This is a genomic window from Alphaproteobacteria bacterium (genome assembly GCA_040218575.1).
GTDB lineage: Bacteria > Pseudomonadota > Alphaproteobacteria > JAVJRE01 > JAVJRE01 > JAVJRE01.
In genome coordinates this window covers 244812-265371 of record JAVJRE010000001.1, presented here as the reverse complement: position 1 = coordinate 265371, position 20560 = coordinate 244812, and the positions used below count along the sequence as shown (strand labels likewise).

19 protein-coding genes are annotated in these 20560 nt (G+C 66.4%); 9 read left to right on the top strand and 10 right to left on the bottom strand.

The features are described 5' to 3' along the window. Positions 1-4 precede the first annotated feature (4 nt). Together RIE31_01270 and RIE31_01265 are read right to left on the bottom strand one after the other, a co-directional pair. Complete coding sequence (locus tag RIE31_01270; GenBank protein ID MEQ8639233.1) at positions 5-292, bottom strand: hypothetical protein; 288 nt, start codon at positions 290-292, stop codon at positions 5-7. 64 nt (positions 293-356) lie between these two features. Next, the gene (locus RIE31_01265; GenBank protein MEQ8639232.1) at positions 357-1694 is read right to left on the bottom strand and encodes a PQQ-dependent sugar dehydrogenase; all 1338 of its coding nucleotides are present in this window, start codon (positions 1692-1694) and stop codon (positions 357-359) included. 228 nt (positions 1695-1922) lie between these two features. On the opposite strand from RIE31_01265, the gene RIE31_01260 reads away from it, so the two are divergent. Together RIE31_01260 and RIE31_01255 are read left to right on the top strand one after the other, a co-directional pair. Continuing rightward, positions 1923-3191 carry a DUF2336 domain-containing protein gene (locus RIE31_01260; protein ID MEQ8639231.1) on the top strand — a complete coding sequence of 423 codons (1269 nt, stop codon included), beginning with the start codon at positions 1923-1925 and terminating at the stop codon, positions 3189-3191. 105 nt (positions 3192-3296) lie between these two features. Further along, positions 3297-5291 (top strand): ATP-binding protein, encoded by a 1995-nt coding sequence (locus RIE31_01255; protein MEQ8639230.1) that lies wholly within the window; start codon positions 3297-3299, stop codon positions 5289-5291. Here the strand turns inward: RIE31_01255 and RIE31_01250 are convergent. Next, positions 5288-6502 carry a phosphoglycerate kinase gene (locus RIE31_01250; GenBank protein MEQ8639229.1) on the bottom strand — a complete coding sequence of 405 codons (1215 nt, stop codon included), beginning with the start codon at positions 6500-6502 and terminating at the stop codon, positions 5288-5290. The two genes, RIE31_01255 and RIE31_01250, sit on opposite strands and share 4 nt — an antisense overlap. 315 nt (positions 6503-6817) lie before the next feature. Here RIE31_01250 and hutU point away from each other — a divergent pair, with 315 nt between their 5' ends. The 3 genes from hutU to hutG are packed head-to-tail and all read left to right on the top strand — an operon-like array spanning position 6818 to position 10902. Continuing rightward, positions 6818-8494, top strand: coding sequence for a urocanate hydratase (gene hutU / locus RIE31_01245; GenBank protein MEQ8639228.1), 1677 nt, complete (start codon positions 6818-6820; stop codon positions 8492-8494). A 21-nt stretch (positions 8495-8515) separates the two neighbouring features. Next, positions 8516-10069: a histidine ammonia-lyase gene (gene hutH, locus RIE31_01240; protein MEQ8639227.1), complete on the top strand. Its 1554-nt coding sequence runs from the start codon at positions 8516-8518 to the stop codon at positions 10067-10069. A 32-nt stretch (positions 10070-10101) separates the two neighbouring features. After that, complete coding sequence (gene hutG / locus RIE31_01235) at positions 10102-10902, top strand: N-formylglutamate deformylase (GenBank protein MEQ8639226.1); 801 nt, start codon at positions 10102-10104, stop codon at positions 10900-10902. Positions 10903-10942: 40 nt separating this feature from the next. On the opposite strand, the gene RIE31_01230 is transcribed toward hutG, so the two are convergent. Genes RIE31_01230 through hutI form a run of 3 tightly spaced genes read right to left on the bottom strand, consistent with a single transcriptional unit; the run spans position 10943 to position 13334 of the window. Continuing rightward, positions 10943-11410 carry a GFA family protein gene (locus RIE31_01230; GenBank protein ID MEQ8639225.1) on the bottom strand — a complete coding sequence of 156 codons (468 nt, stop codon included), beginning with the start codon at positions 11408-11410 and terminating at the stop codon, positions 10943-10945. Positions 11411-11438: 28 nt separating this feature from the next. Next, on the bottom strand, positions 11439-12083 hold the full coding sequence (locus tag RIE31_01225) for a DM13 domain-containing protein (protein ID MEQ8639224.1): 645 nt from the start codon (positions 12081-12083) through the stop codon (positions 11439-11441). A gap of 3 nt (positions 12084-12086) precedes the next feature. After that, the gene (gene hutI / locus RIE31_01220; GenBank protein ID MEQ8639223.1) at positions 12087-13334 is read right to left on the bottom strand and encodes an imidazolonepropionase; all 1248 of its coding nucleotides are present in this window, start codon (positions 13332-13334) and stop codon (positions 12087-12089) included. Between the two features lie 266 nt (positions 13335-13600). Here hutI and RIE31_01215 point away from each other — a divergent pair, with 266 nt between their 5' ends. The 3 genes from RIE31_01215 to RIE31_01205 are packed head-to-tail and all read left to right on the top strand — an operon-like array spanning position 13601 to position 16079. Then, complete coding sequence (locus RIE31_01215) at positions 13601-14980, top strand: formimidoylglutamate deiminase (GenBank protein ID MEQ8639222.1); 1380 nt, start codon at positions 13601-13603, stop codon at positions 14978-14980. A gap of 17 nt (positions 14981-14997) precedes the next feature. Beyond that, positions 14998-15531, top strand: a complete 534-nt coding sequence (locus tag RIE31_01210) for a GNAT family N-acetyltransferase (protein MEQ8639221.1) — start codon at positions 14998-15000, stop codon at positions 15529-15531. Next, on the top strand, positions 15528-16079 hold the full coding sequence (locus RIE31_01205; GenBank protein ID MEQ8639220.1) for a GNAT family N-acetyltransferase: 552 nt from the start codon (positions 15528-15530) through the stop codon (positions 16077-16079). The genes RIE31_01210 and RIE31_01205 overlap by 4 nt, the downstream gene beginning before the upstream one ends. On the opposite strand, the gene RIE31_01200 is transcribed toward RIE31_01205, so the two are convergent. The 3 genes from RIE31_01200 to RIE31_01190 all read right to left on the bottom strand — a co-directional run bounded on the left by RIE31_01200 (position 16054) and on the right by RIE31_01190 (position 19002). Next, positions 16054-16995: a fatty acid desaturase gene (locus RIE31_01200; GenBank protein MEQ8639219.1), complete on the bottom strand. Its 942-nt coding sequence runs from the start codon at positions 16993-16995 to the stop codon at positions 16054-16056. The genes RIE31_01205 and RIE31_01200 overlap by 26 nt on opposite strands. Before the next feature lie 61 nt (positions 16996-17056). Continuing rightward, positions 17057-18076: a DUF427 domain-containing protein gene (locus RIE31_01195; GenBank protein MEQ8639218.1), complete on the bottom strand. Its 1020-nt coding sequence runs from the start codon at positions 18074-18076 to the stop codon at positions 17057-17059. 5 nt (positions 18077-18081) lie between these two features. After that, positions 18082-19002, bottom strand: coding sequence for a fatty acid desaturase (locus RIE31_01190; GenBank protein MEQ8639217.1), 921 nt, complete (start codon positions 19000-19002; stop codon positions 18082-18084). 140 nt (positions 19003-19142) lie between these two features. Here RIE31_01190 and RIE31_01185 point away from each other — a divergent pair, with 140 nt between their 5' ends. Further along, positions 19143-19352, top strand: a complete 210-nt coding sequence (locus RIE31_01185; GenBank protein MEQ8639216.1) for a nucleotidyltransferase family protein — start codon at positions 19143-19145, stop codon at positions 19350-19352. Here RIE31_01185 and RIE31_01180 read toward each other — a convergent pair. Further along, positions 19349-20554, bottom strand: coding sequence for a CaiB/BaiF CoA-transferase family protein (locus tag RIE31_01180; GenBank protein ID MEQ8639215.1), 1206 nt, complete (start codon positions 20552-20554; stop codon positions 19349-19351). The genes RIE31_01185 and RIE31_01180 overlap by 4 nt on opposite strands. Positions 20555-20560: the final 6 nt, after the last annotated feature.

Below are 20560 nucleotides of genomic sequence, written 5' to 3'. Positions count from 1 at the left end.
GCGCTCAGGCGAGGATGTTGATGCGCGCGCCGCGCGGCAGGGGACGGGCCGACGCCTCGTCCCGCGCCGAGGCGACGCCCGGCGATGTGGCGGAGCGTGCCCGCATATCATAAGTGGCCGGGGCGGCATCCACCGCCGCGGCCAGTCTTGCGCCGCTGGCGGTTGCCGGCTTCGCCGTGGCGCGCGGCGCGGTTGCGCCGGCGGCGCTGACCGGACTCTGCGGTCCGTGAAAGCGCGATACCGCCTGCAGCAGGGCGGCGGTATGAGATTGGGTGACCGGCGGCAGAGCCATGGCCACCGCTTAAGGCCGCCGTCTTAACAGCCGGTTAACGTCCGCTCCGTCGCAAGCCACTGCCCTAATTGCCGGCCCAGGCGATTCGCCACACAGCACCCGATACATCGTCCGCCACCAGAAGCCCACCTTGCCGGTCCACGGCCAGACCGGCCGGCCGGCCCCAGACGTGGGCCGTGCTGTTGCCGCCGCTCCAGAAGCCGCTGGCGAACACTTCATACCCGCCCGCCGGCTGCGCACCGTCGAACCGCACCCTGACCACCGTGTAGCCGACCGGCCGCGACCGGTTCCACGAGCCGTGCAGCGCAACAAAGGCGTCGCCGCGCATCTCCGCCGGAAATCCGTCACTACCCGCATGGTCATAGAACACCAGACCCAGCGGAGCGGAATGGGCCTCGAACAGCAGCTCCGGCATGCGCGTCCTGGCCACCAGGTCGGGCCGCCGCTCGGCCATGCCCGGCTGAGGCCGGTCGCCCAGCCAGGCATAGGGCCAGCCGTAGAACGCGCCGTCCTCCACCCGCGTCAGATAATCGGGCACCAGCCGGTCGCCCATGCCATCGCGCTCATTGACCACCGTCCACAGGCTGCCATCCGCCGGATGAAAGGCGACGCCTACCGGATTGCGCAGGCCCGACGCCATCGTCCCCAGCGCCGTTCCGTCCGGCCCGAACATCTGGATGGTGGCGCGCGGCGGCGGCTCTTCCGCCAGGTTGCTACGCGACCCCACCGTCACATAAAGGCGACCGGCCGCGGGATGGTTCGCCGGTGCGGCAATCAGGGTGCGGGTCGAATGGCCGCCCGGGCCGGCCAGCGCACCTTCCGGTGTCAGGCGCTCACCGGCTTCGTGGCCGTCGGCCGGCGCACCGCCTGATGGCGCTTCCGGATCATAGGGAAAACGCCACACGCCGTTCACATCGGCCACCAGCACATGGTCGCTGGCGATGACCATGCCGGTGGGAAAGGCCAGGCCGCGGGCAAAGGTCTGCCGCTCATCGGCAACGCCGTCGCCATCGCCGTCGCGCAACAGCGTCACCAGCCCCGCTGACGATTGCGCCAGAAAGACATCGCCATTGGCCGCCACTGCAAGCCAGCGGGGATGGGCCAGACCATCGGCAAAGAGGGTGACCGCGAACCCCTCAGGCACGGCCAGGGTGGCCCCTGCCGGTCGCGCCACACGCACCGGCGGATTGCTGGCGCTGCCGGTGGCGTAGGGCTCCGGCAAATCGTCAGCGGTCACCACAATCCGCGCACCGGGCTGCGGGCCGGCGCCACCCTGGGCGAGAGCCGGCTGGAAAACAGCGAGGACGCTGACCAGGCTCAGCAGACCCCCACCCATCAGACTCACACCAGCGAAACGACGCACCAGAGAGATTAAGAGAGCCGCAGACGAGACAGACTGCATTTTCCGTTGATTCCGTTGATTCGAGCCAGCCGAACGGTGAGCCACGCAAATGGTCTCATTTCTGCCGTCAATACAGCATTAACCTTACCGTGATCATCCTGTTCGCCCAGACTATTCGCCCAGACCGTTCGTCCAGGCCTGCCCCCTTGGAAAACCCGACCATGCTTAAGACATTGGAAAGCCCCGTTCGCCAGACTACGCCCCTCAATACAGAACGGAGTGATTTCTGTGGCACATGGTCACGATCTGGTGGAACCGACAGGGCTTGCCGCCGGCGACGCTGCTGTCAGCGGTCGGCCGGATGCGGTCGTTCTGCGCAATGACAGACGCCGGGCGGAGCGGCTCGACATGGGCGAGATAACATCGGACTCAGGCGAGTTGGATTTCGACAAGCTGTATCAGCTGGCGAGAGAGAAATCGCGTGTTGGCCGTTCGGCCCTGGCGGCGACCTTGGGCGACCTGTTTCTTGGCGGCGAAAAGATCCTGTCGGAGCGTGAACGCGCGCTGATGAGTGAAATTCTGCGGCAGCTTATTCGCGACGTGGAGATGAAGGTTCGGCGCGAGCTTTCGGAAGGATTCGCCAGCCGCAACGACGCCCCGCACGACCTTATCGTGGCCCTGGCCAATGATGAATATGAGGTCGCCCACCCGGTGCTGCTCAACAGCGAGGTGCTGCAGGACATGGAGTTGGTGGAAATCGTCCGCCACCGTACGCAGCAACACCAGCTTGCCATCGCCATGCGTAAGTCGCTGAGCGAAGCGGTCACCGACGCGCTGGTGGAAGCCGGCGACGAGGACGTGGTGCGCACTCTTCTGGAGAACTCCAACGCGCAGATCTCCCAGACCACCATGGAGTATCTGGTGGAGCAGTCCGAACGTCTCGACAGCTATCAGAACCCCTTGCTCGGGCGCAGCGACCTGCCGCCGGATCTGGCCAAACGCATGTATTGGTGGGTGTCTGCGGCGCTGCGCGAACACATCGTCACCCATTTTGCGATTGATGCGACCGAGCTGGACGAGCATCTGGAGCGTACGGCCGACGAACTGCTGCACCATGATGAACCGGTCAGCGACAAATCCATAAAGCTCGCCCGCCAGCTCAATCAGCGCGGCGAGATTGACGCACAGATACTCCTGAAGACCCTGCGCCAGGGTGAGATTTCCCTGTTCGAGGCGATGCTCAGCGAAGTGACCAAGGTGCGGGTGAACCTGATCCGGCGGGTCATCTATGAGCCCGGCGGCGAAGCCCTGGCGATCTGCGCCCGCGCTCTGGACGTGGACAAGCCGACCTTCGCCTCCATTTTTCTGCTCAGCCGGCAGGGTCGTACCGGCGACCGGGTCGTGGACCCCAAAGAGCTGTCCCGCGTGCTCGGCCTGTTTGACCGCATCACTCCGGAGAACGGCCGCAAAATGCTGCGCAACTGGCAACGCGATCCGGGCTATCTCGATGCCGTCCGTCGCGTGCAGCAGCGGCAGGCGGATCGCAAGGCCGGATAGCCTCCCGTGTCGCCCGTGTCGCCGCCGGCGGCAGGCGTCCCGCTCTCGTCCCCGGCCGGGGACGACCGCGCATCAGTCAGCAGCGGGCGTTCCACGCAACCCGTCATGGCCAGCCCCGTCACCGCCGCCGCCATGCGCCACCCGTCGCATGATCGCAAAGCGCTGGTCGCCATGCTCGGCTGGCTTCGCGCCCAGTGGATCGAGCAGGGGTCGCCGGCCTACATGGCCGATCTCAGCGGCGAGCTGATCTATGCCAACGATGCCATGGAGGCACTGCTCGATCTTCCGTTGGAGTACTGGCACGGCGACCATCCGCTTAGCGTCCGCGCGTTCATCGCCGGCGATGTGGTGTCGGAACTGGGTCGCGGCACGGGGCCGTTCACCTGCCGCCTGCGCATAACCACCACTGGCGGAGCCACTGATTTCCGCTCCGCACACCGCTTTCTGTCTGACCCGGACGGCAAGCCCGCCTGTATCGCCGGCCAGTTCGAGCTAACCGATGATCGCCCGTTGGTCCGCCAGGCGGTCGAGCGGTTCGACGACATTGGCCGCCTGGTGGCGGACTGGATCTGGGAAACCGACCGCACCTTCACCATCACCTATGTGACCAACCGGGTGACCCAGGCCCTGGGCCTGCTGCCGGTGGAGCTGCAGGGCCGCAAACTGTTCGATCTCGGCGCGTTCGAGGACTCGGCTGACCGCAAGCTGGCCAGCGACCTTATGAATGGCTCGCGCATGCCGTTCAGGGACCGCTATTTTGTCATGCCGACAAAGTCCGGCCCATGCCGCACTTTTCGTCTGAGCGGTCTGCCGGTCTTCGATACCCGCGACGGCAGCTTTTCCGGCTATCGCGGGACGGCGCTCGATGTCAGCGATGCGCTTGCCGCCGAGACCCGCGCCCGCAGCGCTCAGCAGCGTCTGGAAGACGCCCTGGAAACCATTGTCGCGGGCTTTCTCCTGGTCGACCAGGACGGCCGGGTGGTCCTGGCCAATCACCAGATGGGCACCCTCTATCCGCAGATCGCCGACCAGTTGCTGCCGGGTGCCGCGCCGGGCGCCCTCTTTTCCGGTCTGGCCGCGGCCGGACATATGCGCCTGGAACAAGCGGAAGTGGATGGCGCTACAACCGACGACCGCGGCGCTGTGGTGCAGCCGCCGGGCGGTGACTGGGTCAGTCAGCTTTACATGCCGCCGCCCGCGGACATTCCGCGCTACGAACAGGTCATCGCCCTCAGCGATGGTCGGGTTCTGCGGGTGCGGTCCTTCGCCATGCGCGATGGCGGTGCCGTCTCGATTCACTCCGAGATCACCCGCGAGAGAACGCGCGAAGTGGCGCTGCAAAGCGCCAACGAGTCACTGAAGCTGGCCGATCGGGCGAAATCGGAGTTCCTGGCCAATGTCAGTCACGAACTGCGCACGCCGCTGAACGCCATCATCGGCTTTTCCGACATCATCCATAACCAGAGTTTCGGGCCGGTCGGGCAGGCGCAGTATGTGGACTATGCCGGCAGCATCCTGGCCAGCGGCCGCCATCTGCTGGAGCTGATCAATGATCTGCTGGATACGGCCAAGGCGGAGTCCGGAAAGCTGGAACTGAACGTCACTGAAGTCGACCTGGCGGGTGTATTGAACACGTGCTGCCGCCTGATTCAGGCCCGCGCCCACAACGGCGCCGTGTCCGTGTCCTGTGCACCCTTGGCCAACCCCATCCTGATCAATGGTGACGAGCTGAAGCTGAAGCAGATACTCCTCAACCTGCTGTCCAACGCGGTGAAGTTCACGCCGCAAGGCGGTCGCGTTGACGTGACAGCCGAAGTATCCGATGACGGCGCCTGCCGGATCACCGTCACTGACACCGGGATCGGCATGGCGGAAGAAGACATACCGCGAGCCATGGCGCCCTTCGTACAGATCGACAACAGCCTGACCCGTCATCATGACGGAACGGGTCTCGGCCTGCCGCTGGCCGAGGCCTATGCGGTCTTGCACGATGGCTCGCTGGAAATCACCAGTGAGATCGGGGTCGGCAGCAGCGTTGCCCTGATCCTGCCAGCCTGGCGCGTTGTGAGCGGCCGGACCGCCGACCCGACAGGCGTCTAGCGCGCCGCCGCAGCCAACGCGGCGACGCCCGGCAGGGTTCGTCCTTCGAGCCATTCGAGAAATGCGCCGCCGGCGGTTGAGACATAGCTCAGGTCCGCGCTGACACCAGCCGCGTTGAGCGCCGCCACCGTGTCGCCGCCGCCGGCAACCGACACCAGAGCGCCGTCGCGCGTGCGCTGCGCCACGGCCCGGGCAAAGGCCAGGGTAGCCTGATCGAATGGCCGGTGTTCGAAGGCGCCAAGCGGACCGTTCCACACCAGAGTGCGCCAGTCCGCCAGGCTCGCGCACAGGCGGGCGGCGGACGCCACGCCGAAGTCCAGAATCATGGCCGCCGCCGGCACCTGATCGATTTTGACGGTGGCCGCCGCATTGCCGCGATCCAGCCCCGGCGCCACCACCACGTCGTCCGGCAACAGCAGATCGCCGCCGCCCTCGCGCGCGCGCCGTTCTATGTCCCGGGCCACATCCACCAGATCCGGCTCCGCCAGGGATCGGCCAATGGCGTGACCGCGCGCCAGCAGGAAGGTGTTGGCCATGGCACCGCCGATCACCAGCACCTGTACGCGCTCCACCAGATAACGCAGTACATCGATCTTGCTCGACACCTTGGCGCCGCCGATAACCGCCGCCAGCGGCCTCTCCGGCGTCGCCAGCACCCGGTTCAGCGCCGCCAGCTCCTCGGCCATGAGGCGACCGGCGAAGGCCGGCAGATACGCCGCCAGCCCGGCGGTGGAGCCATGGGCGCGGTGGGCGGCGGAGAAGGCGTCCATAACCCATATCTCGCCGAGACGCGCCAGGGCGGCGGTGAAATCGGTGGCGTTGGCCTCTTCGCCCTTGTGGAAACGCAGATTCTCCAGCAACAGCACGTCGCCGTCGCCGAGCGCCGCTACCGCCGCTTGCGCCGCCGCGCCGATGCAGTCCGCGGCAAAAGCGACCGGCCGGTCGTAACCCGCCGCCCGCAGGCAGCGCTCCAGTGCCGTGGCCACCGGCCGCAAGCTGAGTGCGGGGTCGGCGCCGGCCGGCCGGCCCAGGTGCGACAGGATGATGACGCGTCCGCCGCGGCGCGCCAGATCCAGCACACTCGCCAGACTGCGACGGATGCGGCTGTCGTCGCTGACCTGGCCGTCTTTCAACGGCACATTGAGGTCAAGCCGCAGCAATATGCGCTTGCCGCCCGGGTCCAGGTCATCAAGACCGCGAAAGGATTGCATGGCCGTCTCCCGCCCCCGGCCGCCGCATGGGCGGACCGTCCACAATACAGTCTACAGTGCGTCGTCAAACATCGCGCCGCTGTTTTGCACTTGTCCCCGTTTTCCACAACCCGTCACCCGATGACCGTTGCCATACGGCCGGTGGCTGACCTCCGGTCCGGCCCGGTCACCGCGCCGGCGCGACTCCGCTTGTCCGCCGCGCCGCGCCAACGGTAAGGTCGGCTTCGCCGCGCGGCGCACCGGAACGACATACCCGGACACAAACGCCCGGACAGAGACACCCCGGACAGAGACACTAAAGTGGAGGACCAGACCATGGCGGCCCCCAATCGCTTCGGTAATGCCCGTGAAGTGCGTGCGCCAAAGGGCAGCAAACTGTCCGCCCGGTCGTGGCTGACGGAAGCGCCGCTGCGCATGCTCATGAACAACCTCGACCCTGACGTGGCGGAGAACCCGGACGAGCTGGTGGTCTATGGCGGCATCGGCCGGGCCGCGCGCAACTGGGCGTGCTTCGACGCCATTACCGAGTCCCTGCAGAGCCTGGAAGACGATGAGACGCTGCTGGTCCAGTCCGGCAAGCCGGTCGGTATTTTCCGCACCACGCCGGACAGCCCGCGCGTCCTCATCGCCAATTCCAATCTGGTGCCCGCATGGGCCAACTGGGATCATTTCAACAAGCTCGAACGCGACGGCCTCATGATGTACGGCCAGATGACCGCCGGCTCATGGATCTATATCGGCAGCCAGGGAATCGTTCAGGGCACCTACGAGACCTTCGTTGAGGTCGGTCGCCGTCACTATGATGGCAGCCTCAAGGGCCGCTGGATTCTGACCGGCGGGCTTGGCGGCATGGGCGGCGCCCAGCCGCTGGCCGCGACCATGGCCGGCGCCTCCATGCTGGCCGTGGAATGCCAGCCTTCCCGCATCGAACGGCGGCTGGAGACGGGCTATCTCGACCGCTCTACCGCTTCGCTGGACGAGGCGCTGGAGATTCTCGATGCCGCCAAACGGTCGGGCGAGGCGGTCAGCGTCGGCCTCCTGGGCAATGCGGCGGAGGTCTTTCCGGAACTGGTGCGCCGCGGTGTGCGGCCAGATGCAGTGACCGACCAGACCAGCGCCCATGATCCGCTGAACGGCTATCTGCCGGCCGGCTGGAGCCTGGAGAAGGCGGCCGAAATGCGCGAGAAGGACCCTGCCGCCGTGGTTCATGCCGCCAAGGCGTCCATGGTCATCCATGTCCAGGCCATGCTCGACTTCTATCATCAGGGCATACCGACCCTGGACTATGGCAACAACATCCGCCAGATGGCCAAGGACGAAGGCCTGAGCAACGCGTTCGAGTTTCCGGGTTTCGTCCCGGCCTATATCCGGCCGCTGTTCTGCCGCGGCGTCGGTCCCTTCCGCTGGGCCGCACTCTCCGGCGAGCCAGAGGACATCTACAAGACCGACGCCCGGGTCAAGGAGCTGATACCCGACGACCCTCACCTGCATACCTGGCTCGACATGGCCCGCGAGCGCATTCACTTTCAGGGCATGCCGGCACGCATCTGCTGGGTCGGTCTCGGCAAGCGGGCGCTGCTCGGTCTGGCCTTCAACGAGATGGTGGCCAGAGGGGAGGTCAAGGGACCCATCGTCATCGGCCGCGACCATCTGGATTCCGGTTCCGTCGCCAGCCCCAACCGCGAGACAGAGGCCATGGCCGACGGCAGTGATGCGGTCAGCGACTGGCCCCTGCTCAACGCCCTGCTCAATACCGCGTCCGGCGCCACATGGGTCAGTCTGCATCATGGTGGCGGTGTCGGCATGGGCTATTCCCAGCACGCCGGCATGGTCATCGTCGCCGACGGCACGCCGGAGGCGGCGAAACGTCTGGAGCGGGTACTGACCAATGACCCGGCCACCGGCGTCATGCGTCATGCCGATGCCGGTTACGACATCGCCAAGGACTGCGCCCGTGAGTTCGGCCTCAAATTGCCTATGCTGGATCGCTAGGACGGTCCGCGGTCCAACGCGATGCCTGATACCCTTCGCCTGACTCCCGGCACTCTTACGCTTGACCACTGGCGGCGTATCGCCGGCGGCGACGTGACGCTGGCTCTCGACGAGTCCTGCTGGCCGGTGGTAGATGCCGCCGCCGCGGTGGTCGCCCGCGCCGCCGCCGGCGACGATGCGGTTTACGGCGTCAACACCGGCTTCGGCCTGCTGGCAAAGACCCGCATCCCGCCGGACCAGGTGGCGGAGCTGCAGCGCCGCATCGTCCTGTCGCACGCCGCCGGTACCGGGCCGGACCTGCCCCATGACGCGGTGCGCCTGGTCATGGCGCTGAAAGTCGCCAGCCTGGCGCGCGGTCACTCCGGTGTCCGGCGCAGCGTCATCGAAGCCCTGCTGGCCATGCTCAATGGCGGCGTCCTGCCGGTGATCCCGGCCCAGGGTTCGGTCGGCGCGTCCGGCGATCTGGCGCCGCTGGCCCACATGGCCGCCGCCCTGATCGGTCAGGGCGCCGCCGACTTCGGCGGCGAGCGTATGCCGGCAGCCGATGCGCTGGCCCGCGCCGGCCTGGCGCCGGTGACCCTGTCGGCCAAGGAAGGGCTGGCCCTGCTCAATGGCACCCAGGTCTCCACCGCACTCGGGCTTCTGGCTCTGTATCGCGCCGACCGTCTGTTCGCCATGGCGCTGCTGTGTGGCGCCCTGTCGGTGGATGCCGCCGCCGGTTCCGACACGCCATTTGATCCGCGCATCCATGCGCTGCGCGGCCAGCCTGGCCAGTCGGCGGTGGCCGCCGCACTGGCCCGCCTGCTGGCCGGCTCAGCCATCCGCGCCTCTCACCGCGAGGGCGATGAGCGTGTGCAGGATCCCTATTCCTTGCGCTGCCAGCCCCAGGTCATGGGCGCGGCACTGGACCAGATGCGCCATGTGGCCGATGTGCTGCGGCGCGAGGCCAATGCGGTCACGGACAATCCGCTGGTCTTCGCCGATACGGGAGAGATTCTCTCCGGCGGCAACTTCCATGCCGAACCGGTCGCGCTTGCCGCCGATGCTCTGGCCGTGGCGGTGGCGGAAATCGGCGCCCTCGCTGAGCGGCGCATTGCCCTGCTGATCGACGCCAACTTCTCCGGCCTGCCGGCCTTTCTGGTGGCCAGTCCGGGGCTCAATTCCGGCTTCATGCTGGCCCAGGTCACCGCCGCCGCTCTGGCCAGCGAAAACAAGAGCCTGGCCCATCCGGCCAGCGTCGATTCCCTGCCTACCGCCGCCGGCCAGGAAGACCATGTGAGCATGGCCACCGGCGCCGTGCGCCGTCTGACGCCAATGCTCGACAATGTGGCCGGCATCCTCGCCATCGAACTGCTGGCCGCCGCCCAGGGCATCGACTTCCGCCGGCCGCTCGCCTCGTCGCCGGCCCTGGAACAGGTGCACGCCGCCGTGCGCCAGCAGGTGCGGGGCCTCGACGAGGACCGCTTCTTCCATCCCGACATCGAGGCCGCCCGCCGCATGATCGACACCGGCCACGGACTGCCCGCCGATGTGGCCCTGCCTTCAGCCCTTGAAGCCACCGCCGCGACAGCCTAGCTCTTGCCTGACGCCGCGCACAGGAAACCGTCATGGATCTTTATCGCTACCGCCAGGGCAACAGCCCGCTGCTGGTCTCCATGCCTCATTCGGGACTGCACATTCCCGATGATCTCAAGAGCCGCATGACCGACGCCGGCCGCCTCATGGCCGATACCGACTGGCATGTGGACCGGCTATACGACTTTCTCGATGGGCTGGACGCCACGGTGGTGATCGCCACCCACTCGCGCTACGTCATTGACCTCAACCGGCCGCCGGACGGCTCCAGCCTTTATCCCGGCCAGTCGGTCACCGAGCTGGTGCCCACCAGCACCTTCGACGAAGAGCCGATCTACCTGCCGGGCGAAGGCCCCGACAAGGCCGAAGTGGAGCGGCGGCGCACCACATACTGGCAGCCCTACCACGACCGTCTGGAGCAGGAGCTGACCCGTCTGACCGCGCGCCATGGCCGGGTGGTGCAGTATGATGCCCACTCCATCCGGTCAGAGGTGCCGCGCTTCTTCGATGGCCGGCTGCCGGATTTCAATCTCGGCACCGGTGCTGGCGCGTCGGCTGATGCGGGTCTGGCCAATCGCCTGCTGGCGGTATGCCAGAAGGCGTCGGGCTATAGCGCCATCCTCAACGGCCGCTTCAAGGGCGGCCACATCACCCGTAGCCATGGCCGGCCGGCCGGCGGCGTCCATGCGGTGCAGATGGAGCTGTCGCAGGCCACCTATATGGACGAAGCGCCGCCCTTCACCTTCCGCGACGACCTGGCGGCGAAGGTGCGGCCGCATCTCAAGGCGGTGCTGGAGGAAGCGATAGCGTGGGCCGCCGCGGCGCCGGCCTGATCATTCTCTGTGCAACAGCACCGGCCCGCCAGCGGGCGACTCAGCCGGCGGCGATCATCTCGCGCCAGCGCGTCTTAAGCGCCGCAAAGGCATCCGGCGGCTGCGTCGCATAGGCCAGCGCGCCGGGCGGCACCTCAAAGAACGCCTGCTTCGAGCGCAGCCACACATGGCCCGCAGGCTCCAGCCATGACGGATCGTCCAGTGTGCCGGCCTTGACGTTTATAGTGGCCGCCCCCGTACGATCATGAAACAGCCTGGTGCCGCAGGCCGGACAGAAGGTGCCGCGTCGCACTGTTCCGGCGTCCGATGTCCACGTCACCGCAGCGGTGTCACCGGTCAGGCTGAATCCTTGTGCCGCTACGCGCAGGGACTGGCCGAAGGCGCTGGAGGACTGTCGCTGGCACTCGCGGCAGTGGCAGAGATAGAACACTTCGGGCGTTGTGGCGATGGCATAGCGCACCCGGCCGCACTGACAACCGCCGGCCAGAGGAAGAGGCGGCAGCTTCAAGCGGCAGCCCTGCGGTGACAGCCGGCGCCTAGGATCCGGCCGCCTCGAAGCTGAGCGGTGCGGCGGCGAACAATACGCCGAAGGCGCGGCACCAGATGGCGACAGTCCGGACCTGGCTGATGTCCAGCGCCGGATCGATCTCGTAATTCTGATTACCCACATTGCCCTTCAACGCCGCCAGCGCACTCCACGGCGCGGCGTCTATGGCGGCAGTGTCACGCGGATCGTCTGCCGCGCTCAGGATGACGAACAAATCCGGTCCGTTGGTGACGCGGAAATCCTCCAGCCGCAGGTGCAGACTGCCATCGGCCAGACGATAGATCACCGCCCGGCCTTCGCCTCTGTGCGCGTCGTCCCCATCGCGAAACGTGCCGCGCGCCACTTCGGCTTCGGCCATGTCCATGTCCATGGCGTCGTCCATGGCCGTGTCTGGCATGGCGGCGGCCATGTCCAGAACTTCATCGCGCATGGCCGCCTTCTCCTCGTCGCTCATGGCGGCCAGCTCCTCGGCGCTGGGCATGCTATCCATGGCCATTGGGGCGGTCGCAGAAGGAAAGGGCTCATCCACATGGCGGTCGATGAACAGGGGTGAGCCGAGCCACCAGGCGACAGCCGCTATAGCCACCGCCGCGATAACGGCAAAGGACCAGAAAACCGGACGACGGGATGCCATGGTTCAGAACCTCGCGAGAGAGGCGGCATCCATTACGGCGCCGCCGGAAATTACTGTGACAAGCGGGTCAGCGCCAAACCGATAGGACAGTTCGGCCGGCTCATCAATCCGCCATAGCGCCATGTCCGCCGCCTTACCCACCTCAAGCGTGCCACGCTCCGCCGCCATGCCCAGCGCCTGGGCGGCCACGCGGGTGGTGCCGGCCAGTGCTTCCACCGGCGTCATGCGAAACAGCGTGCAAGCCATGCTCATCATCAGCAACAGGGATGGCGTCGGCGAGGTGCCGGGATTGGCGTCGGTGGCCACCGCCATGGCGACGCCCGCGTCACGAAACGCCTGGATCGGCGGCAACTGCTTTTCACGCAGGAAATAGAAGGCGCCCGGCAGCATCACCGCCACCGTGCCGGCTCTGGCCATGGCCTCGACCGACGCTTGCGATACATATTCCAGGTGGTCCGCCGACAGCGCGCCGTGGCGCGCCGCCAGCGCCGCACCACCCAGATCGCTCAGCTGTTCGGCGTGCAGCTTGACCGGCAGGCCGTGCTTTTCCGCCGCGGCAAAGACCCGTTCGGTCTGGGCAACCGAAAAGGCAATGCCTTCGCAGAAGGCGTCCACCGCATCCGCCAGCCCGTCCCTGACCACAGCCGGCAGCATGGTGTTGACCACCAGGTCCACATAATCGTCTGACCGGTCCTTGTATTCCGGCGGGATGGAGTGAGCGCCGAGAAAAGTGGTGGTGACCGTAATCGGCAGTTGCCGACCCACCTCACGCGCCACCCGCAATTGTTTCAGCTCGCTGTCCAGATCGAGCCCATAGCCCGACTTGATCTCAAGCGTCGTCGCTCCCTCGGCCAATTGCGCCCGCGCGCGCGACAAGGCCGCCGCCAGCAGCCGCTCCTCGCTCCATTCGCGGGTCGCCTTGACGGTGGACAGAATACCGCCGCCGGCGCGACTGATCTCTTCATAGGTGGCGCCCTCCAGCCGCATCTCAAACTCACGCGCACGGCTGCCACCGAAGGCCAGATGGTTGTGGCAATCAATCAGGCCCGGCGTCATCCACAGACCACCCGCATCCTGCACCTGACGCGCCAGGCTGGCCGGGGTGCCCGGCAGATCGGCCATGGTGCCGATCCAGGCAATCCTGCCGTCCGCCACGGCAATGGCCCCGTCACTGATCGCGCCATAGCCGCCATGGCCGGCGTTATCGGCCATGGTGGCCAGATTGACGTTGGTCCACATCCTGTCCCACATAAGGGCCTGTCTCCTTCGTTCTCGTTCTCTATCCATCCGCTGCCGCTAGCGAGGGGGTCGGCCGGCGGCTTGGCGCCACTATATCAAATGGCGCGTCAAATACCGGCGGCAATTCCCGGCGACAAATCCCGACCCGCGCCTGATCTGCCGGATCGTCTTTTCGTCGGTGGCGGCCTTGCCTATTCTGCGCCTGCATCAGGTCCGCCTGCCCATATCCGCCGCCACACCCGCCGGCCAAGTCCCGCACCGGCCAATCGAGGTTCCAGATGACCGATTTGTTCGCCGACTCCGCTCTGCTGCCCGACGGTTGGGCGAAAGACGTCCGCCTCACCATCGGCGTATCCGGCGATATTCAGTCGGTGAAAGTCGGCGCCGACAGTAGCGGCGCACAACGTATCCGCGGCGCTGTCCTGCCGGGCATGCCCAACCTGCACAGCCACGCCTTTCAGCGGGCCATGGCCGGGCAAGCGGAAGTGCGCGGTCCCAATGCCGACGATGACTTCTGGTCCTGGCGCAAGGTCATGTATGACGTGGCCTGTGGCGGGCTGGACCCGGCCGGAATCGAGGCCATCGCCGCCCAGCTTTACCTGGAGATGGTCAAGTCCGGCTATACCCACATTGCGGAGTTCCACTACATCCACCACGATCAGGACGGCAATCGTTATGCCGATCCCTTTGAGCTGTCGCGCCGCGTCATCGCCGCCGCCCGGGCGGTGGGCATCGGCTATACCCATCTGCCGGTGCTCTATTCCGCCGGCGGTTTCGGCCCGAAGCCGCTGGAGCCGCACCAGAAGCGCTTTGCCAATGACGCGGACTATGTCCTCGACTGCACCCGGACCCTGGGCAAGGAACATGCGGGCGATGGCAATCTGGCCTTCGGCATCGCCCCCCATTCGCTGCGCGCCGCCTCGCCGGACCAGCTCCGCATCGCCGTTGACGGTCTGACCGCGCTGGACCCCAAGGCGCCGATCCATATTCACATCGCCGAGCAGACCAGCGAGGTGGATGGTTGCCTCGCCTGGTCCAACCAGCGACCGGTGCAGTGGCTCTACAACAACTATGCGGTGGACCAGCGCTGGTGCCTGATCCATGCCACCCACGTCACGCCGGAAGAGGTTTCGAGCATGGCGAAGAGTGGTGCGGTGGTCGGCCTCTGCCCGACGACGGAAGCCAATCTGGGCGACGGCATCTTTCCCATGGTGGACTATTTCGCCGCCGGCGGCCGCTGGGGCGTCGGCTCCGACAGCCATGTGTCCATCAGCCCTGTCGAGGAGCTACGCTGGCTGGAATATGGCCAGCGTCTGATCCTGCGCAAACGCAATCTTCTGGCCACCGCCGAGGCTGCCCATGTGGGCGCCAATCTGTGGAAGGGCGCCCTCGCCGGCGGCGCGCAGTCTTCCGGCCGCCCCATCGGCAAGCTGGCCACCGGCCATCGCGCCGACCTCATCACGCTCGATACCGACCACCCCAGCCTGACTGGCCGCAGCGGCGACACCCTGCTGGATGCCTTCCTTTTTTGTGGCAACACCACGCCCGTACGCGACGTGATGGTGGGCGGTCGCTGGGTGGTGCGCGACGGCCACCACGAGGCGGAGGAGGCCATCACCCGGCGCTACCGCGACACCCTGCGGCAACTGGCGGCCTGACCGGTGGCGGCCGGCTCATGCGCCTGAGCACCAGCCGCCTGGTCCTGCGCCCGTTTGAGGATCGCGACGCCCGCGCCGTCATCGCCTGGCTGAACGACCCCCAGGTCAGCCGCTGGCTGATCCGCGTGCCGCAGCCCTACCGGCAGAGCGACTTCGACTGGTGGACCGGCCTGGTGAACGCCAGTCATGCGTCCGGCCAGGCGGCTCATTTTGCCATCGCCTATCGTCACACCGGCCAGGTCATCGGCGGCGTCAGCATCGCCGATCCCGGCGCCGGTCGTGACGAATTCGGCTACTGGCTGGCCCGGCCATGGTGGGGGCAGGGGCTGATGGTGGAGGCGGGGCGGGCGGTGCTGGCCCATGGCTTCGCCTATCTCAACGCGCCGGCCATGGTGGCCACCGTCCATCCCGACAACCGGCGCAGCAGCCGGGTGCTGGAAAAGCTCGGCTTCCGCCCGGCGGAAATGCGCCCCCTGCCCCGGCCCAACCGCTATCACCTGCCGCTGGCGCCTGCCTGGAGCCTCGCCCGCCATCAGTGGCGGGCGTCATGAACCTTCTCGAAACGCCGCGACTGCGGCTGAGGCCATGGGCCGACAGCGACCTGCACGATCTGGTACGGCTGATCGGCGACTGGGCGGTCAGCCGCTGGCTCGACGAGCCGCCCTGGCCCTATACCTATGATGACGGTCGCGCCTGGATCGCCCGCAACCAGGCGCGGCAGCGGGACCATCCGCCGGACGCCTGGGCCATTGCTCGCCGCCGCGACGACCGCCTGCTCGGCGCTATCAGCCTGCATGACTGGCGCGGCGAGAATGAGCTCGGCTACTGGCTGGGCCGGCCGTTCTGGCGGCAGGGCCTCATGAGCGAGGCAGTGGCGGCGCTGCTGCCTCTCGCCTTTGCGGAACGTGACCTGCCGGCTATCGTCTCGCGCGCCTTGCCGGACAATGCAGGTTCATGCGGGGTGCTGCACAAGGCCGGGTTCCGGGTGGTAGGCGAGGTGGCGCTGGGTCAGCCGGCGCGCACCGGCGGCGCCAGCTTCCTGCTGCACAGCCTGACGCGTCAGGCGTGGTCGGCTAGTACTTCGGATGGATCGGCCTGAATACCGGCTTGAGCAGCCAGCGCCGCACCTCTTCCAGATAGCCGCCGGGAATCAGAAAGTGGCCATTATGTTCCAGGATGCGGTCGCGGTTCTGCCGGTAGAAGCCCGGAATCTCGTACCACGGCATGGTCGGGTGCAGATGATGCACCGCATGGATGTTGTTCCACAGGAACAGCAGGCTCATGGGCCAGCTCGCCTCCAGGATGGCGGTGCGTTGTTTCGGTCGCTCGCCCCAGCGATGCTCATAGAAGGCACGCAGCAGACCCAGGCTGAATCCCGGATAGGCGATCAGGAAGACATACTCCCACCATGCCATGCCGGCGATCATCGTGACGAAGTACATCAGCCCCGCCACCAGCGGCACATGCCACAGCCATGACGACACGTTGACATAGTCGCGGTTGATAATCCGCGTCCCCTCGCGCCGGGCCAGCTTGTACAGGCGGATCAACGGTCCGATGGCCAGACGGCCGACCAGCGTTTGATTGAACAGATAGACCCCGCGCGATAGCGCGCTCAGCTTCCGCCACTGGTCCTTCGGCACATAATAAGTCTCCGGGTCTTTACCCGGCACCGTGATGTTCATGTTCACGTGATGGATGGAGTGGCTGCGGCGATAGGCCGGGAACGGAAACCACAGCCCCAGCGGCGGCAGGCAAATGGCGTAGCGCAACCATCGCGGCCAGCGACGCAGGGCGTGAATCGCTTCGTGCTGGAACGAGAACTGCCAGGCGATGATATAGGCGCCCAGCGGTATCATCAGCCAGTACGGCACATATTCATGAAACCAGATCAGCAGGAACCAGGCGCCATAGATCGCCGCCGCCATGAAGACGGACGGAATCTCATAGGTCCAGAACCAGGCGGTAGCCCGGCCCCAGGCCGAGGCTGGCGAGGCGATGGCGGCATCGGCCATGGCGATTCTCCTGACTTCGGTGTGACGGATCAGTATAGCACCACACGCCCGCCCGGTGGATTCAGCGCGGACGGCTGCGTGGCTTGAGGTTCAGGGCCCGTGGCCCGCCGGCCGGCTCGTCGTGGCCGGCCATCACCGCATCCGGCGGCCCCTCGGCCCGGCCGTTGGGCCTGGCCGCCGCCTTCTGCCGCTCCTCCGGTGGCAGCCCGGCCATGGCCGGCGGCGCCGGCACGGACCAGAATATCTGGTTGGCGCTCAGCATCTCGCTGCCGGCCTCCGGCCCGGGCCGCCGCACCCGTGCCGGATCGGCCACCCCGTCCACCGTGAAGCTGACCTCCGGCTTCTCCATCCAGAAGCAGATATGGCCGGCGACACGCCGGATGTCCGGTAGTGGGAAACGATAGCTCCAGGCAATGTCGTCGAAGCGCCGGTTGTCCACAACCAGGCTGAAATAGGTGGCCCGGCCCTTATAGGGACACATGGAGTAGGTATCGCTCGGCTGCAGCAGGTCGAGCCGCGTATCGAGAGCCGGAAAATAATAGCGCTCGTACTTGGTGGTCTCGCGCAGCATGACGGCGCGCCGCGAGTCGGCCACCAGCGTGCCATCCACAAAGGCCTGGATGTGCCTGGTCGTAGTCCAGGTCTCCTCCCGCAGATAGGGATCGCGGGCATGAACGAAAATCTGCTCGTCCTCCTCGAACCAGGCGTCCATGCTGTGAAAATCGAACCCCATATAGCCGCGGGTGTCCGGCGACCCCGCTTTTGGCGGGCCATAGGTCCAGGCCGCCGCCGGGGTGCGCCGGTCGCCGGCCACTACGTCGAAATAGGTCGCGGTGCCCTTGTAGGGCGATTGGGTTGTCCAGTTGCTGGCGACCAGACAGGTCTGGTCCACATCCCCCCGCGGAAAATAGTAGATCGGCAGGAAACCGTGCTGGCGCAGCAGAAACATGCGGCGCGAGTCGGCGATCACATGGTCGTTGAACATCACCCGCACCCGGCGCGGGCTGGGCAGCCATTCGCGCCGACGGTCCGGCATCAACGGATCGGCCGATGTATCATGCAGATGGCTGAAGCCCGCCATGCCCCTCACAGCGTCGGATGAACCGGAATGAACACTGGTTTCACCAGCCAGCGCCTGACCATGCCCCAATAGCCGTCGGCGAACAGATAGTTCCCGTTGTCGGCCAGGATGGCCTCGCGATTGTCGCGGTAATAGCGCGGCAGCTCATACCACGGCAGGGTGGGGTGCTGGTGATGGGCCGCATGCAGGGTGTTGAAGAGATAGAGCAGCCCCATGGGCAGGCTGGCCTCGACGATCACCGTGCGCTCCTTCGCGTCGTCGCCCCAGCGATGCTCATAGAAGGCGCGCCACAGGGCCACCGACTGGCCGGGATAGGCGAAGACCAGCAGATACTGCCACCACACCAGACCAAAGACCGATTGCAGCCCCCACAGCATGGCCACCACCAGCGGCACATGCACCGCCCAGGCCAGCGCGTTGGTCATGTCGCCGCGCAAAATGCGCATGGGCTCGCGTTTGATCATCTTCCACAGATACAGCGCCGGGCCGATCAGCAGACGGCCGAGCACCGTCTGGTTGACGATCCAGATTGCACGCCACACCGGCCCCATGGCCCGCCACTGGGCCTTGGTGTGGTAGTAGGACTCAGGGTCCGTGCCCGGCGTCGTCAGATTGGCGTTGACGTGATGGCGCGAGTGGCTGCGGCGGAACGCCGGATAGGGGTTCCAGACAGTCAGCGGCGGCGCCACCAGCAGATATTTGAGCCATACCGGCCAGCGGCGCAGCCCGTGCACCGTCTCGTGCCGCAGCGAGTGGTGCCAGCCCACCACATACCCGGCCAGCGGGATCAGCAGCCACCACGGGATGTAGGCGTGGAAGGCCACCAGCAGAAACCAGGCGCCGTAGATCGCCGCCGCCAGCGCCACCGTCGGCAGCTCATAGCGCCAGACCAGCCTCGTCAGCCGGCCGCTTCCGGCAGTGTTCACGGCGGTTTGGGGGGTGGTCCCGGGAGTGGTTTGCCCGTGCTGTGAATATGTCCCGGTCCGGTCCAAGATGATCCTCATAAGGGCCGACCACATAAGGCCGCGGCCGCGAGCCTTACAGTCTAACAGAGCCTGCGCTGGCCATGGCAAGGGTCCGGCGCGGCGCGGACGGGGCGCTGGAGTTTCTGGCGCCAGTCGGTCTGCATGACCTGTTCGCCATGGTCGTCCGGCCCAACCTGCTGTCGGCCTCGCCCCAAACCCGCGACCGACAATGCGCCCGCTGGGCTACAGTGTGGCCGGACATAGCGGTGATCCCGTGGCCGGTTGCGGCGCAGACCCGGGCGCGTTCCTAGATCGCGCCCTGATCCTTCAACTTCGCCTGCGCCTTGGCATCATAGCCGAGCTCTTTGAGCAGCTCCGCATTGTGCTCGCCCAGCTTTGGCGCCGGGCTGCGAATAGCGCCCGGCGTCGCCGACAGACGCGGTGTCACCGCATGCATCGGCACTGCCTCCATTTCGTCATCGGGATATTCCTCGATGATGCCGCGGCCCTTGATAAAGGGATGGTCCATCAGCTCGGCAATGTCCGATACCGGACCGACCGTTATGCCCTGCTTGTCGAAAAATTCCAGGATCTCGTCGCGTGGCCGCTGGCGCATCCAGTTCTGGATGATGGCGTCCAGCTCGTCGCGGTTCTGCACCCGGTCGGAATTGGTGCGGAAACGCATGTCGTGAATCAGCTCTTCGCGCCCCATGGCCTTGAACAGCTGTTCGCACATGCCCTGCATGGACGCCGACAGAGAGACGAACCCGCCGTCACTGGTCTCATAGACATTGCGCGGGGCAGAGCGCTGCCAGGCGCTGCCCTCACGCGGCGTCACGTCGCCGGTCACCTTATAGTCCGCCGCCTGCGGCCCGAGGATGCCGAGCATGGGGTCGAACAAAGGCAGGTCGATCACCTGCCCCTTACCGCCGTCACGTTCGGCTTCGCGCAGCGCCACCATGGCGGCGAAAGCGCCGGTAATACCGGCGATCATGTCGGCCATGGCCAGCGGCGGCAGAACCGGTGGCCGGTCGCCATAGCCGTTCATGGCGGCGAAGCCGGTCATCGCCTCGACCAGCGTGCCGAAACCGGGCTTGTGCCGGTAGGGCCCGTCCTGACCCCAGCCGGAAACCCGGATGATGATGAGCTTGGGGTTCAGCTTGTGCAGCGCATCCGGGCCATAGCCCATCTTCTCCAGGGTGCCGGGGCGGAAGTTCTCGATCAGCATGTGCGCCGTCTTGACCAGCCGGTCGAAGGCCTCCTTCGCCGCGTCCGTCCGCAGGTTGAGCGCCAGGCTCTTCTTGTTGCGGCAATAGACCTTCCAGAAGGCCTCGATCCCGTCGGTCTTCCAGTTGCGCAGATCGTCACCCTTACCCGGCGTCTCGATCTTGATGACTTCCGCGCCGAAATCGCCAAGCTGCAAGGACAGCATATTGCCGGCGATCAGTCGCGACATGTCGATGACGCGAATGCCGTCCAGCGGGCCCTGTGCTTTTGTCTGATACTGCTTCATCCGTTG

What these genes read in the sequence shown, in the direction of transcription:
- RIE31_01270 (MEQ8639233.1), bottom strand. Translation starts at nt 292, where the DNA reads ATGGCTCTGCCGCCGGTCACCCAATCTCATACCGCCGCCCTGCTGCAG.
- RIE31_01265 (MEQ8639232.1), bottom strand. Translation starts at nt 1,694, where the DNA reads ATGCAGTCTGTCTCGTCTGCGGCTCTCTTAATCTCTCTGGTGCGTCGT.
- RIE31_01255 (MEQ8639230.1), top strand. Translation starts at nt 3,297, where the DNA reads ATGGCCAGCCCCGTCACCGCCGCCGCCATGCGCCACCCGTCGCATGAT.
- RIE31_01250 (MEQ8639229.1), bottom strand. Translation starts at nt 6,502, where the DNA reads ATGCAATCCTTTCGCGGTCTTGATGACCTGGACCCGGGCGGCAAGCGC.
- hutU (MEQ8639228.1), top strand. Translation starts at nt 6,818, where the DNA reads ATGGCGGCCCCCAATCGCTTCGGTAATGCCCGTGAAGTGCGTGCGCCA.
- hutH (MEQ8639227.1), top strand. Translation starts at nt 8,516, where the DNA reads ATGCCTGATACCCTTCGCCTGACTCCCGGCACTCTTACGCTTGACCAC.
- hutG (MEQ8639226.1), top strand. Translation starts at nt 10,102, where the DNA reads ATGGATCTTTATCGCTACCGCCAGGGCAACAGCCCGCTGCTGGTCTCC.
- RIE31_01225 (MEQ8639224.1), bottom strand. Translation starts at nt 12,083, where the DNA reads ATGGCATCCCGTCGTCCGGTTTTCTGGTCCTTTGCCGTTATCGCGGCG.
- hutI (MEQ8639223.1), bottom strand. Translation starts at nt 13,334, where the DNA reads ATGTGGGACAGGATGTGGACCAACGTCAATCTGGCCACCATGGCCGAT.
- RIE31_01215 (MEQ8639222.1), top strand. Translation starts at nt 13,601, where the DNA reads ATGACCGATTTGTTCGCCGACTCCGCTCTGCTGCCCGACGGTTGGGCG.
- RIE31_01210 (MEQ8639221.1), top strand. Translation starts at nt 14,998, where the DNA reads ATGCGCCTGAGCACCAGCCGCCTGGTCCTGCGCCCGTTTGAGGATCGC.
- RIE31_01205 (MEQ8639220.1), top strand. Translation starts at nt 15,528, where the DNA reads ATGAACCTTCTCGAAACGCCGCGACTGCGGCTGAGGCCATGGGCCGAC.
- RIE31_01200 (MEQ8639219.1), bottom strand. Translation starts at nt 16,995, where the DNA reads ATGGCCGATGCCGCCATCGCCTCGCCAGCCTCGGCCTGGGGCCGGGCT.
- RIE31_01195 (MEQ8639218.1), bottom strand. Translation starts at nt 18,076, where the DNA reads ATGGCGGGCTTCAGCCATCTGCATGATACATCGGCCGATCCGTTGATG.
- RIE31_01185 (MEQ8639216.1), top strand. Translation starts at nt 19,143, where the DNA reads ATGGCAAGGGTCCGGCGCGGCGCGGACGGGGCGCTGGAGTTTCTGGCG.
- RIE31_01180 (MEQ8639215.1), bottom strand. Translation starts at nt 20,554, where the DNA reads ATGAAGCAGTATCAGACAAAAGCACAGGGCCCGCTGGACGGCATTCGC.